The organism is Pseudomonas sp. GD03842 (assembly GCF_029841165.1).
In the GTDB taxonomy this organism is placed as follows: Bacteria; Pseudomonadota; Gammaproteobacteria; order Pseudomonadales; family Pseudomonadaceae; genus Aquipseudomonas.
Genome location: NZ_JAOCEA010000021.1, coordinates 43,865 through 56,400, shown reverse-complemented (window position 1 = coordinate 56,400; position 12,536 = coordinate 43,865). Strand labels below are relative to the sequence as shown.

Sequence of the window (12,536 nt, the reverse complement as noted above, 5' to 3'; positions counted from 1 at the left end):
GGAGGGCATATGAACCGGCCCGGATTTCGTCTGGCTTTGTGCGCAACGCTGTTGGCACTGCTGGTCGTGCTGCTCGGTGCCTACACGCGACTGACCCACGCCGGGCTCGGCTGCCCGGACTGGCCGGGGTGCTACGGATTTATCAGCGTACCTTACACGGAAGCGCAGCTTGCGCACGCCGAGTTGCATTACCCGAACGCGCCGGTCGAGGCGCACAAGGGTCGCAACGAGATGTTGCATCGCTATTTCGCGGGCGGCCTGGCGCTGATGATCCTGGTCCTTGGCGCGCAAGGCTGGCATCGGCGGGTGGACATCGGCCAGCCGGTCGGTCTGCCGCTGTTGCTGGTAGGGGTGGTCTTTGCGCAGGCGGCGTTTGGCATGTGGACGGTGACCCTCAAGTTATGGCCGCAAGTGGTCACAGCCCATCTGTTGGGTGGAATCACGACGCTCAGCCTGCTGTGCCTGCTTACCGCCCGCCTTAGTGGGCGGTTTGCCGCACCGTTACGCCGAGTTGATCCCGGGTTGCGACACTTGGCAGCGGTCGGCCTGATCCTGGTCGCATCGCAGATCGCGCTGGGCGGTTGGGTCAGCGCCAACTACGCCGCCATGGCCTGCACTGACCTGCCCACTTGTCAGGGCCAGTGGTGGCCCGAAGCAGACTTCGCCAATGGCTTCCACCTGATGCAACACATCGGGCCCAACTATCTCGGCGGCCATTTGGACAGCACAGCGCGCACGGCCATTCATTTGACCCACCGCATCGGGGCGCTGCTGGTCGCCGTGTCCCTTTCCTGGCTGGCGTGGCGGCTTTATCGCGCCCGGCTACGGGGCTTGGCGGGCCTGCTGATGTTTACGCTCGGGGTTCAACTGGCATTGGGCATCAGCACTGTCGCCTTTCATTTGCCGCCGGGCCTCGCGGTGGCTCACACCGCGGGCGGCGCTGCGTTGATGGCAACCTTGACGTTCATCAATTACCGCTTGCGGCCGGCTTGGGCCACAGCCCGCAAGCAGGCGCCGAATGTCTGGCACCATGCCCATGTTTTGCTGCACCTCGGGCCGCATCGGTGAAGGTGCCGCTCAGGGCCTCGTCCCTGTCCCGAAGATTCGCTTTCGGGTGGCAGACGTGTGTTGTACCGTGGCAAGCGTGCATGTCGCCACGGACACCTTCACGTACTCGATCGAGTACTTGCAGAGGTCATCGCGCTGCTTTTCGACCACCACCTGTTGCTGAACTATGACCCGTACCCAAAAAACCGTTTTTATCCTGGTCGCCGTTGTGGCGTTGATTCTCGGCCTGACCGTCAATCGTGTGCTTTCTGGCAAAGGGCCGGGCGATCAGGCGGCGCTGATCGACGCTGGGATTATCCTGCTTCCTCAAAGCCGCTCCCTGCCAGATATGAAACTGGTTGATCAGGACGGCCAGTCCGTCGCGCTGGACTCGCTGAAAGGCAAATGGACATTGCTGTTTTTCGGCTACACCTTCTGCCCGGACATCTGTCCCACCACCCTTGCCCAGTTGCGACAAATCAAGCGCGAGTTGCCCAAGGAGGCCGTGGACCAACTGCGGGTGGTGCTGGTCAGCGTCGACCCGAATCGCGATACGCCACAGCAGCTGAAGACCTACCTGGGTTATTTCGACAAACAGTTTCAGGGGATGACGGCGCCTGTGGACGCCATCCAGAAACTGGCCAATGCGGTCAGCATCCCATTCATTCCGGCGGATACCACTCAGCCCAATTACACGGTCGACCACAGCGGCAATCTCGCTGTGCTAGGCCCGGACGGGATGCAGCGGGGGTTCATTCGCGCGCCGTTAAACAACCAGAAGCTGGTGGCGCAATTGCCGCGGCTGATGGAGAGGAAGTGACCGCGGCCGGTATGAAGCGCGCCCACACGCGTGGACGCGATCATCTGACAGGAATCAGAACGCCGGGACCACGGCGCCTTTGTACTGGGTCTCGATGAACTGTTTGGTTTCCGGGCTGTGCAGCGCGGCTACCAGTTTCTGGATTGCCGGGGCGTCCTTGTTGTCCTCGCGGGTGACCAGAATATTGGCGTAAGGCGATTCTGCGCCTTCGATGACCAATGCATCCTTGGTCGGGTCGAGTTTGGCCGCCAACGCATAATTGGTGTTGATCAGGGCCAGGTCCACTTGGGTCAGCACCCGCGGCAGGGTCGCCGCTTCCAGTTCACGGAATTTCAGTGCTTTCGGGTTCTGCTGCACGTCGCTCGGCTTGGCCGTGATGCTGGTCGGATCCTTGAGGGTGATCAGGCCGGCTTTGACCAGCAGCAGAAATGCACGACCTTCGTTGGTTGCATCGTTGGGCAATGCCACGGTCGCACCGTCCGGGAGATCGGTCAGGTTCTTGATCTTGTCGGAGTACGCGCCAAAGGGCTCGACGTGTACCTTGGCCACGCTCACCAGATGTGTGCCCTTGCCTTTGTTGAATTCATCCAGATAAGGCTGGTGCTGGAAGAAGTTGGCGTCCATGCGCTTCTGGTCGACCTGCACGTTCGGCTGAATGTAGTCATTGAAAACCTTCACGTTCAGCGTCACACCTTCTTTGGCCAGCGCCGGTTTCACGAACTCGAGAATCTCGGCGTGAGGCACGGCGGTGGCGGCGACGGTCAGCGTTTCATCGGCGTGGGCAGACAGCGCGGTGACGGCTGCGAAAACGGCCAACAGTTTCTTCATATCTTGCTCCTTGAAATGCGCGCCCCTTGGCGCGCATGTGCCAGCTCAAGGCTGGCCCAATTCGTTTAGCGATGTGAAAAGTGCGCGACCAGCTTGTCGCCCACGGTTTGCAGAATCTGCACCAATACCAGCAGCAGTACGACCGTCACGAACATCACATCGTTCTGGAAGCGCTGATAACCGTAGCGAATTGCCAGGTCACCAAGCCCGCCTGCCCCGACCGCACCGGCCATGGCAGTGAACGATACCAGCGCGATGGCCGTGACGGTGACGGCGGCCAGGATGCCCGGACGCGCTTCTGGCAGCAGCGCCTTGACGATGATCTGGCGCGTAGTGGCCCCCATTGCCTGAATCGCTTCGATGATCCCGCGATCCACTTCACGCAGAGCGGTTTCCACCAAGCGGGCAAAGAACGGCGTGGCACCCGCGATCAACGGGGGCAAAGTGCCGAGAATCCCCAATGAAGTGCCGGTGATGATTTCCGTCAGCGGCATCATGACGATCAGCAGAATGATGAACGGCAGGGCCCGAAGCATATTCACGATCAGGCCGATGGTCGCGTAAACCGGTTTGTTTTCCAGCAACTGGCGCGGCGACGTGAGGAACATCAACACGCCCAACGGAAGCCCCAGCAGCACAGTAAACGCCAGGGAAATGCCGAGCATGATCAATGTGTCGCCGGTAGCGACCCAGATTTCATACCAGTCGACGTTGGAAAACAGAGTAGCGAGGGTATCCATCAGCGTAGGATCTCCATGTGAACGTCCGCTGCAGTGAAACGCGCGAATGCGGCGTCCATGTCACCGCCGGTGATGGCCAGCGTCAGTTGCCCGTAGGGAGTGTCCTTGATGCGGTCGATTCGTCCGGCCAGGATGCTGTAGTCCACCCCGGTTTCCCGGGCGACGGTGCCCAGCAGTGGCGCGTAAGTCGCATCGCCTTGGAATGTCAGACGCACGATGCGCCCCTGAACATGAGCGAAGTCCGAGTTCTGTTCATTTTCGTCGACCTGCTCGTCTTCCTGCACGAAGCGGCGGGTGGTCGGGTGTTCGGGATGCAAAAACACATCGGCCACGGCCCCCTGCTCGACGATCACCCCCGCGTCCATCACGGCCACTTGGTCACAGACGCGACGAATCACGTCCATCTCATGGGTGATCAACACGATGGTCAACTTCAGCTCGCGATTGATCTCGGCCAGCAATTGCAGCACCGATGCCGTGGTCTGTGGGTCGAGAGCGCTGGTGGCCTCGTCGCACAGCAGGATTTTCGGTTTGGTCGCCAGTGCGCGAGCGATGCCGACGCGCTGCTTCTGGCCGCCGGACAGTTGCGCCGGGTACTTTTTCGCGTGGTCAGACAGGCCCACGCGCGCCAGCAACTCGGCAACGCGCTGGTCGATCTGGCTGCGGGTCATGTCCCCGGCCAGTGTCAGCGGCATGGCGACGTTGTCGGCCACGGTTTTGGACGACAGCAGATTGAAGTGCTGGAAGATCATCCCGACTTGTTGACGGAAGCCGCGCAGGCCGTTGGCGTCCAGCGCGGTGACATCCACGCCATCGACGATGATCTTGCCGCCGCTCGGGGCTTCCAGGCGGTTGATCAGACGCAGCATGGTGCTTTTACCTGCACCCGAGTGGCCGATCAGACCGAACACCTGGCCGTTTTCAATCTGCAGACTCGTGGGGTGCAGCGCTGGAATTTCCCTGTCGGCGACCCGATAGGTTTTATGGACGTCTTGAAACTCGATCACGTAGCGAACCTTGTGGGGGCGCGTTGGTAGTTCAGCTCGCGAAAAGAGGTGCGATGCACCTGCGAGCTGCGTGGCGATGCCATTTTTGGCCGTCTGTCGCCTTGGCTGGATAAACCGGGCGCGCATTTTAGCCTGCCGGGCCGGGTTTAGGCCCAGCGTTCTTAGCATTTATTTGGCAGATCACCTGCCGAACGGTCATAACGGGAAGCGTCATACCTGTGACTCAACGTTAGACCAAAGGTTGAAAATAAAAGGAACGGCCCTTTTTCTCCTCAGTCATTAGCTAAGCACCGGGATTTGCCCTGTTTCTATCAGGGCAGTCCTGCTTATCAAGCTCGCACCGACCTTTCCCTGCGGAAGAACGAGAAAAGAGCTGCCTGAACCGAGGAGTCTTTGACTGATGGCCACGAAGAAACCCGCACCTGTAAGCAGCACCCCGAAGAGCGAACTGGCAGGGACTGACACCCTTGATCGGGGCAATACCAACACCAAGCTCGACAGCCTCGAGCCGTTTCGCTCCGACGCGACCGGCCAAGCCCTGCGCACCAACCAGGGGGTAAAAGTCTCCGACAACCAAAACACCCTGAAGGCGGGCAACCGCGGACCGTCTCTGCTCGAAGATTTCATCATGCGTGAAAAAATCACGCACTTTGACCATGAGCGCATCCCGGAGCGCATCGTGCACGCCCGCGGCACCGCGGCCCACGGCTATTTTCAGAGTTATGAAAACCACAGCGCATTGAGCAAGGCGCAATTTTTGCGCGACCCGGGCAAGAAAACCCCTGTGTTCGTTCGCTTCTCCACAGTGCAAGGGCCGCGTGGATCAGGCGACACCGTGCGTGATGTGCGGGGTTTCGCCGTGAAGTTCTACACCGATGAAGGCAACTTCGACTTGGTGGGCAACAACATGCCGGTGTTCTTCATTCAGGACGCGATCAAGTTCCCCGACTTCGTACACGCGGTAAAACCCGAGCCTCACAACGAGATCCCCACTGGGGGCTCGGCTCACGATACTTTTTGGGACTTCGTTTCGCTGGTGCCCGAATCAGCGCACATGGTGATCTGGGCGATGTCCGACCGGGCGATCCCGAAAAGCCTGCGTACCATGCAAGGCTTCGGTATCCACACTTTCCGGCTGATCAACACGGAAGGTAAATCGTCATTCGTCAAATTCCACTGGAAGCCCAAATACGGGACCTGCTCGTTGCTGTGGGATGAGGCGCAGAAGCTCGCTGGCAAGGACACCGATTACCATCGCCGCGATTTGTGGGAGTCCATCGAGTCGGGTGACTACCCTGAATGGGAATTGGGTGTGCAGATCGTCGCCGAAGAAGACGAACACAAGTTCGACTTCGACTTGCTCGACCCGACCAAGATCATTCCTGAGGAAATGGTCCCGGTGACGCCTTTGGGCAAAATGGTACTCAACCGCAACCCCGACAATTATTTCGCCGAAACCGAGCAAGTTGCGTTTTGCCCCGGCCATATTGTGCCCGGTATCGATTTCTCCAACGATCCGCTGTTGCAGGGGCGCTTGTTCTCCTACACCGACACGCAAATCAGCCGCTTGGGCGGGCCGAACTTCCATGAGATTCCGATCAACCGTCCGGTTGCGGCCAACCACAACGGCCAGCGCGATGCTCAGCATCGGATGACCATCGACAAGGGCCGTGCGTCCTATGAGCCCAATTCCATTGATGGTGGCTGGCCGAAGGAGACACCGGCCGCGCCCGAAGACGGCGGTTTCGAGAGCTATCAGGAGCGCATCGAGGCGCATAAGGTCCGCGAACGCAGCCCGTCCTTCGCCGATCACTTCTCCCAGGCCACGCTGTTCTTCAACAGCATGAGTGAGCACGAGAAGGAACACATCATCGCCGCATACAGTTTCGAACTGGGCAAGGTCGAGCGCGAGTACATTCGTGCCCGACAAGTGAACGAAATCCTGGCGAACATCGACATGACCCTGGCTTCTCGGGTTGCGGAAAACCTTGGGTTGCCTGCGCCAACCGGCCCAACCGTCAAAGCGCAAAAAACCGGCAAGCCCACCGTGGACAAGTCGCCCCTGTTGAGTCAGGCGAATCTGCTGGCTCCCGACATCGCGTCGCGCAAAGTGGCAATCGTGGTGGCGGACGGGGTAGACGACAAAGCAGTGGCTGCGATGAAGGCCGCGCTAGAGGCGGAAGCGGCCCACGCCAAGGTGTTGGGCCCGACGTCGGCGCCTGTCAAAACGGCAGGCGGGAAAACGCTGGCAGTGGACGCCTCCCTCGAGGGCCTGCCGTCGATCGCCTTCGATGCGGTGTTCATTCCAGGGGGGGCGGCGTCCATCAAGGCGCTGAGCGGTAATGGCGTCGCGCTGCATTATGTTCTCGAGGCCTACAAGCACTTGAAGGCCATTTCCTACGCAGGCGAGGCGAAAGAGCTGATCGACCTGCTGCGTCTTGAAGAAGATGCTGGCCTGCTGGCGGTGTCGGACACTCAGTCGTTCAAGGCGTTCTTCGAGGCCATCCGGCAGCACCGTGTGTGGGCGCGTGAGCCCAAGGCCAAAGCCATTCCGGCTTGATGCCTTGACTGGGGGGCAGTTCACTGCCCCTCGCCGGTTGGTCAATGGCGTCGTCAAAGGGCCATCGACCAATTGGGTGCTTGCGACGACAAACTCACCCGTAAACGAAAAAAGGCGCTGCCTGTGAGGGCAGCGCCTTTTGCGTTCGAAGCAGGCGGTGTTCAGAGCTTTGCGGGTTTGAGGATGATCTGTGCAGGTTGCGCTTTTTCGATCTCCCGCTGAATCTGCAGCTCGAAATCGGGATTGATCTTGGCAACACGCTTGCTGAGCAAGGTGGCCAACCATGGATAGTCATCGGTGCGCGGCACTTGCACCATCACCTCGCAATTGAACGCCACAACATCTGCAGCGATGTCATTCAACTGCCGACGCAATTGCCTGGAATCCGTGATTTTCAGCGTAACGGCAGTGCTTTCAGTGGTGGGGTCGATGATCTTCGCGGTGCGTTTGGCTTCCGCTGCCCGCAATTCAGCCTCAGCCTTTTCCAGTTCGGCCTTGCGCGCATTGGCGATGGCCCCGTTGACACCGCTCGTCAGCGCGGGTGCCTTGGGCATCAGTGCACGGGCACGGCTCAGCGCCGTGGCAGCGGCATTGACGTCGCCTTTCTGCAGGACGATCTGGCTGCGAGTCAGATAGGCCTCGGCCAGTTTGCGCTGGTACTGCTCCACACGCGGGTCGTCAGGGTCTTTGGCTTGCAACGCAGCGAGCTGGTCTTCAGCGGTGGCCAGCTCGCTACTGGCAATGTTCTGGTCCAACTGCTGGTACGCATCAGGCGCCGACACTTGAGCGGGGGTTTCGACAGGTTTGCTCTGGCAGGCGCCCAACAGGACGGATAATGCAGCAAGCAGCAGATAACGGGATGGGAACGGCTTCATTCCAGCGATTCTCTATTTGCGCAAAAAACGAGCAAGTCTACACATAAAGTGGCTTGCACCGAAAACAACCGATCACGCACCGCGGCGCGGTATCGCATCATTGCACATTGCCGCCATTCAATGATTGCCGAGTATGACTCTCGTTCCAAGGCAAGGTTCTACCGCTTGGGCAAAACGAAACTGAGCAGAAACAATGCCGCAGCGCAGACCACGATGGACGGGCCCGCAGGGGTGTCCTTGAACCATGACAGCGCCAGCCCGCCGCACACGGCGACGATGCCGAGCACGCTGGCCCCCAGAGCCATCTGTTCGGGTGAGCGAGCGTGACGTTGTGCCGCAGCCGCTGGGATGATCAGCAGCGATGTAATCAGCAGAACGCCAACGATCTTCATCGCCACGGCGATCACCACGGCAATCAACAACATCAGGGTCATGCGCAAGGCCGCCACTGGCAGACCTTCGACCATTGCCAATTCCTCATGCACTGTGATCGCCAGCAGCGGACGCCAAAGCGCACAGATCAGCACCAGAACTGCCGCGCTGCCGCCGAGAATCCACCCCAGATCGAGAGGGCTGATCGCCAGCAGATCGCCAAACAGATACCCCATCAAGTCGATGCGAACTTCCCGCATGAAACTCAGCACCACCAGCCCCAGGGACAACGTGCTGGGCGCCAGGATGCCCAACAGCGTGTCGGAGGCCAAGGGTTGGCGTTGTTGAAGCGTGACCAGAAGAATCGCGAGCAGCAAGCAGCCGACCGTGACAGCGATGGCCGGGCTGATGTCCAGCAGGAACCCCAGCGCTACCCCCAACAGGGCGGCATGGGACAGGGTGTCGCCGAAATAGGCCATGCGCCGCCAGACCACGAACGAACCCAATGGGCCGGCAACGACGGCCAGAGAGAGGCCTGCGAGCAAGGCATAGAGTAGAAAATCAGCCATGCTTGCAGTTGTCCCCATGGTCATGATCGTGAGTGTGGCCATGCGACGCGCCGTGTTCATGGGCTGGAGTGGCCTGGCACACCTCTCCATGCAGGTCATGGGCGTGATCGTGATGGTGGTGATAGATCGCCAGGCTGGGCGCGTTCTGGCCGAACAGCTCGACGAATGCTGGATCGTTGCTGACCTGCTCGGGATGTCCCGAACAGCAGACATGGCGATTCAGGCACACCACTTGGTCAGTGGTGCTCATCACCAAGTGCAAATCATGGGACACCATCAGCACGCCGCATTGGTGGCGGTCGCGCAGTTGAGTGATCAAGGCGTAGAGCTCCGCCTGCCCGGCTACGTCTACCCCTTGGACCGGCTCGTCGAGCACCAGCAGTTCCGGTTTGCGCAACAGCGCCCGGGCCAGCAGCACGCGTTGCATCTCGCCCCCCGAAATACCCTGGAGCGGGCTGTCGATGACCCTTTCGGCTCCGACCTCGGCCAGTGCGGCCAGGGCCATGGCCCTGTCGACTCCCGGTACGAGACGCAGGAACCGCAGGACAGAAAGGGGCAGCGTGGCGTCCACGTGCAGTTTTTGCGGCATGTAGCCCACGCGCAACCGGGGCTTGCGCCAGACGTCGCCCGCGTCCGGTTTCAGCAGGCCCAGCACCGCTTTGACGAGTGTGGTCTTGCCGGCGCCGTTGGGGCCGATGAGGGTCACGATCTCGCCAGGCCTGACACTCAACTGAATGTTGTCCAGCACGTTTTGGCCGGTGCGGGTGACACTCACGCCTTTCAAGCGAATCAATGCGTCGCTCATCAGGCGGCCTTGCAGCCCGCGCACACGCCCACGACTTCGACGGTCTGAGTTTCCACGGCGAAGCCGACTTCGTTGGCGGCATTGATGATGGCCGCACTGATGGCGCCATGCTGCAACTCGATGGCTGCATGGCATTCGCGGCAGATCAAAAACTGGCCCTGATGCGCGTGAGTGGGATGGTTACAGCCGGCGAACGCGTTGAGCGAGGCAATGCGATGCACCAGGCCGTGCTCCAGCAGGAAATCCAGCGCACGATAGACGGTGGGCGGTGCAGCCCGACGGCCATCCTCTTCACTCAGCACAGCGAGTATGTCGTACGCACCCAGTGGCTTGTGGCTCTGCCAGACCAGTTCGAGGACGCGCCGCCGCAAGGCCGTCAGACGCAGGCCTTTTCCGGCGCACAGTGCATCGGCTTCAGCGAGGGCGCTGTGCACGCAATGAGAGTGATCGTGAGGGCGACTGGCCAAGGGTGTTTTAGACATGGGCGGCGACGGCTTCTGATAGAGACGTTATTATGTTACCCGTTCCTGCCCCTGTGAGTGGTCATCGTGTCCCGACTTTTTTTACTTTTTGTCGTATTCATCACCGGTTTTTCCATCCTTTCCCCCGCCCAGGCCGATGTCCGCGTATTGACCAGTATCAAGCCGCTGCAGCTGATCGCAGCTGCCGTGCAGGACGGTGTCGCCGTGCCCGAGGTGCTTCTTCCACCGGGCGCGTCGCCGCACAATTATGCATTGCGTCCTTCCGACGTACGGCGTGTCCAGGATGTCGATCTGCTGTACTGGATCGGCCCGGACATGGAGACGTTTCTGCCGCGGGTACTGACCAACCGCAGCAAGACGTCGGTTGCCGTGCAGTCGTTGCCGGGGATGCACTTGCGCACGTTCACCGCCAGCAGCTCGCACCACGACGATGACGATGAACACGATCATGACCACCGCCCCGGCAGCATTGATGCGCACCTGTGGCTATCGACGGTCAACGCCCGAGTGATCGCGGCCAGAATGGCGGCGGACCTTGGCAACATCGACCCTGCCAACGCTGCCCGTTACCAAAGCAATCTCAACGCTTTCGATGCGCGATTGGACGCGCTGGATGCCAAGATCAAGCAGCGCGTGGCGGGTATTGCAGGCAAACAGTATTTTGTGTTCCACGAGGCGTTCGATTACTTCGAGGAGGCCTACGGCATCCAGCATGCCGGTGTGTTCGCCGTGAGCCATGATGTGCAACCTGGAGCGCAGCACGTGGCCGCGATGCGCGAGCGGTTGGCTGAATACGGCAAGACCTGCGTGTTCAGCGAGCCCCCGCTGCGACCGAAGCTGGCGGATACCCTCAGTGCGGGTTTGCCGGTGAAGCTGGCTGAATTGGACGCGCTGGGTGGTTACACCCCCGCCACTGCGCAAGGGTACGAGCAATTGCTGACCCGACTGGCAGACGACTTGGCGGGATGCCTGGAAAACCTATGACCGCGGTCGCTCTAAGCCGTGTGCCGCTCATCGGTTGCACGGGGAGTGAGCTGCCTCACTCACCGTCCTCCTGACGCGGACGTCGCCATCAAGATGGCCGTTTACAGGGCGAATGGCAGGGGAATGTGCGTTTCCTGGCGTTGCTCCAGACGTATGCGAAACTCCCCAGGGTCGTGAATCAGCACGTCCTGGCCCGCGAAGCTCTCCGCGGCGATCAGTCGCGACAACCAGAACCTGACGCAACCGACTCGCAGCATGGTTGGCCACAAGTCGGCTTCTGCTGCCGTGAAGGAGCGCAAGGCGGCGTAAGCCCCCAACAGTGCCCGTGCGCGGGGCGCATCGATGCTGCCATCCTCGAATGAGCACCAGTCGTTTACGGCGATCGCCACGTCGTAGAGCATCGGTGCGGAGCAGGCATTGTAGAAATCGATCACCCCGGTCAGATGCGTGCCTTCGAACAGCGTGTTGTCGCGGAACAGGTCCGCGTGGACGTTGGCACGGGGCAGCGCCATGATCTTTGCCTGCTGGCGGGCGATTTCCTCCACCGAGGCCTTCAGCAGCGCTGCCTCCGTTTCCCCGAGGTGAGAGACAAAGTTGCCACCTTCCTGCAGCATCCACTCCAGACCCCGATCCGTACGGCGCTCGATGGGGTTGTCGCGCGTGGCCAAATGCATGTGGGCAAGCAGTTCGCCAATCTGCGCGCAGTGCTGAGTGTTCGGCTCGGACGGATGCTTGCCGGACAGGCGTGGCTGCAGCAAGGCCGGTTTGCCCTTGAGCTGGCGCAGCGCCTGGCCGTCGGTGGTCCGCAGCGCATAAGGGACAGGTAGGTCCGCCTCGTGCAGGACGTCGAGCAACTCGATGAAAAAGGGCATCTCCTGTACGGGGCCGCGCTCGACCAGGGTCAGGACGAATTCGCCTTGTTCCATGCTGATGAAGTAGTTGGTGTTTTCACTTCCGGCTGCAATGCCCTGGAAATCGCGCAGGTGGCCGAGCCCGTACGGGGCGAGAAAGGTTTCCAGCTCAGGCCGAGCCAGGGGAGTAAAAACGGACATATGAACACTGCCAGCAAAAAGTGAATGTGAGGCCTACCAGCTGAATAATACCCATTGGGGAATCAGCATGTCCGGTGGGTCCGAACGGATGAATTGACCGCTTGTGCCATCGGCGCGCACGAGATAGTACGGCTTGCCGTGTTTTGGCGTGACTTTTACCGCATAAACGAAGCCGTTGGCTTTGTACTCCTGAACGAAGGTATCGCCGTCCTTGCGAATGGTCACATCAGGCTCAGCCGTAGGAGCTTGATCCTCCGCCGCGTGTGCAAAGAGAGGGAAAGCCAGCAACAGAGCGACCAGTAACAAGCGATTTGGCGTACGCATGATAACCTTGCTCCTTTGTCGTCAACGGTCTTCGCATTCTAGCGCCGACCCCGCCGAAAAGGTTGATCCTG

Annotated in this window: 13 protein-coding genes; 4 read left to right on the top strand and 9 right to left on the bottom strand. The window is 60.3% G+C overall.

Features of this window, described 5'->3' with window-relative positions; all coding sequences use genetic code 11:
- Positions 1-9 precede the first annotated feature (9 nt).
- Positions 10-1,068 carry a COX15/CtaA family protein gene (locus N5D61_RS23795; RefSeq protein ID WP_279894403.1) on the top strand — a complete coding sequence of 353 codons (1,059 nt, stop codon included), beginning with the start codon at positions 10-12 and terminating at the stop codon, positions 1,066-1,068.
- A gap of 166 nt (positions 1,069-1,234) precedes the next feature.
- Positions 1,235-1,867, top strand: coding sequence for an SCO family protein (locus N5D61_RS23790; RefSeq protein WP_279894402.1), 633 nt, complete (start codon positions 1,235-1,237; stop codon positions 1,865-1,867).
- 54 nt (positions 1,868-1,921) lie between these two features.
- On the opposite strand, the gene N5D61_RS23785 is transcribed toward N5D61_RS23790, so the two are convergent.
- From N5D61_RS23785 to N5D61_RS23775, 3 genes are all read right to left on the bottom strand, one after another.
- Positions 1,922-2,695, bottom strand: coding sequence for a MetQ/NlpA family ABC transporter substrate-binding protein (locus N5D61_RS23785; protein ID WP_279894400.1), 774 nt, complete (start codon positions 2,693-2,695; stop codon positions 1,922-1,924).
- 65 nt (positions 2,696-2,760) lie between these two features.
- Entirely contained in the window at positions 2,761-3,435 is a 675-nt protein-coding gene (locus N5D61_RS23780) for a methionine ABC transporter permease (protein ID WP_108236387.1), read from the bottom strand.
- A complete protein-coding gene (locus N5D61_RS23775; RefSeq protein WP_279894399.1) occupies positions 3,435-4,442 on the bottom strand; it encodes a methionine ABC transporter ATP-binding protein in 1,008 nt (335 codons plus the stop codon). The genes N5D61_RS23780 and N5D61_RS23775 overlap by 1 nt, the downstream gene beginning before the upstream one ends.
- A gap of 400 nt (positions 4,443-4,842) precedes the next feature.
- On the opposite strand from N5D61_RS23775, the gene katE reads away from it, so the two are divergent.
- The gene (gene katE / locus N5D61_RS23770; RefSeq protein WP_108236389.1) at positions 4,843-7,002 is read left to right on the top strand and encodes a catalase HPII; all 2,160 of its coding nucleotides are present in this window, start codon (positions 4,843-4,845) and stop codon (positions 7,000-7,002) included.
- Between the two features lie 161 nt (positions 7,003-7,163).
- Here katE and N5D61_RS23765 read toward each other — a convergent pair whose 3' ends face one another.
- From N5D61_RS23765 to N5D61_RS23750, 4 genes are all read right to left on the bottom strand, one after another.
- Positions 7,164-7,877, bottom strand: a complete 714-nt coding sequence (locus N5D61_RS23765) for a PA5502 family lipoprotein (RefSeq protein ID WP_279894398.1) — start codon at positions 7,875-7,877, stop codon at positions 7,164-7,166.
- Between the two features lie 158 nt (positions 7,878-8,035).
- The gene (gene znuB, locus N5D61_RS23760; protein WP_279894396.1) at positions 8,036-8,818 is read right to left on the bottom strand and encodes a zinc ABC transporter permease subunit ZnuB; all 783 of its coding nucleotides are present in this window, start codon (positions 8,816-8,818) and stop codon (positions 8,036-8,038) included.
- Entirely contained in the window at positions 8,811-9,623 is an 813-nt protein-coding gene (gene znuC / locus N5D61_RS23755) for a zinc ABC transporter ATP-binding protein ZnuC (protein ID WP_279894395.1), read from the bottom strand. Before znuC ends, znuB begins: the two co-directional genes overlap by 8 nt.
- Positions 9,623-10,105 carry a Fur family transcriptional regulator gene (locus N5D61_RS23750; RefSeq protein WP_108236392.1) on the bottom strand — a complete coding sequence of 161 codons (483 nt, stop codon included), beginning with the start codon at positions 10,103-10,105 and terminating at the stop codon, positions 9,623-9,625. The genes znuC and N5D61_RS23750 overlap by 1 nt, the downstream gene beginning before the upstream one ends.
- A gap of 57 nt (positions 10,106-10,162) precedes the next feature.
- Between N5D61_RS23750 and N5D61_RS23745 the strand changes: the two genes are divergently transcribed.
- On the top strand, positions 10,163-11,089 hold the full coding sequence (locus N5D61_RS23745) for a zinc ABC transporter substrate-binding protein ZnuA (RefSeq protein ID WP_108236393.1): 927 nt from the start codon (positions 10,163-10,165) through the stop codon (positions 11,087-11,089).
- A gap of 101 nt (positions 11,090-11,190) precedes the next feature.
- Here the strand turns inward: N5D61_RS23745 and N5D61_RS23740 are convergent, their stop codons facing one another.
- Both N5D61_RS23740 and N5D61_RS23735 read right to left on the bottom strand, forming a co-directional pair.
- Positions 11,191-12,141, bottom strand: coding sequence for a homoserine kinase (locus N5D61_RS23740; RefSeq protein ID WP_279894393.1), 951 nt, complete (start codon positions 12,139-12,141; stop codon positions 11,191-11,193).
- Between the two features lie 33 nt (positions 12,142-12,174).
- Entirely contained in the window at positions 12,175-12,465 is a 291-nt protein-coding gene (locus N5D61_RS23735; RefSeq protein WP_279894391.1) for a DUF2782 domain-containing protein, read from the bottom strand.
- Positions 12,466-12,536 lie beyond the last annotated feature (71 nt).

What these genes read in the sequence shown, in the direction of transcription:
- N5D61_RS23795 (WP_279894403.1), top strand. Translation starts at nt 10, where the DNA reads ATGAACCGGCCCGGATTTCGTCTGGCTTTGTGCGCAACGCTGTTGGCA.
- znuC (WP_279894395.1), bottom strand. Translation starts at nt 9,623, where the DNA reads ATGAGCGACGCATTGATTCGCTTGAAAGGCGTGAGTGTCACCCGCACC.
- N5D61_RS23790 (WP_279894402.1), top strand. Translation starts at nt 1,235, where the DNA reads ATGACCCGTACCCAAAAAACCGTTTTTATCCTGGTCGCCGTTGTGGCG.
- znuB (WP_279894396.1), bottom strand. Translation starts at nt 8,818, where the DNA reads ATGGCTGATTTTCTACTCTATGCCTTGCTCGCAGGCCTCTCTCTGGCC.
- N5D61_RS23765 (WP_279894398.1), bottom strand. Translation starts at nt 7,877, where the DNA reads ATGAAGCCGTTCCCATCCCGTTATCTGCTGCTTGCTGCATTATCCGTC.
- N5D61_RS23735 (WP_279894391.1), bottom strand. Translation starts at nt 12,465, where the DNA reads ATGCGTACGCCAAATCGCTTGTTACTGGTCGCTCTGTTGCTGGCTTTC.
- N5D61_RS23740 (WP_279894393.1), bottom strand. Translation starts at nt 12,141, where the DNA reads ATGTCCGTTTTTACTCCCCTGGCTCGGCCTGAGCTGGAAACCTTTCTC.
- N5D61_RS23780 (WP_108236387.1), bottom strand. Translation starts at nt 3,435, where the DNA reads ATGGATACCCTCGCTACTCTGTTTTCCAACGTCGACTGGTATGAAATC.
- katE (WP_108236389.1), top strand. Translation starts at nt 4,843, where the DNA reads ATGGCCACGAAGAAACCCGCACCTGTAAGCAGCACCCCGAAGAGCGAA.
- N5D61_RS23785 (WP_279894400.1), bottom strand. Translation starts at nt 2,695, where the DNA reads ATGAAGAAACTGTTGGCCGTTTTCGCAGCCGTCACCGCGCTGTCTGCC.
- N5D61_RS23750 (WP_108236392.1), bottom strand. Translation starts at nt 10,105, where the DNA reads ATGTCTAAAACACCCTTGGCCAGTCGCCCTCACGATCACTCTCATTGC.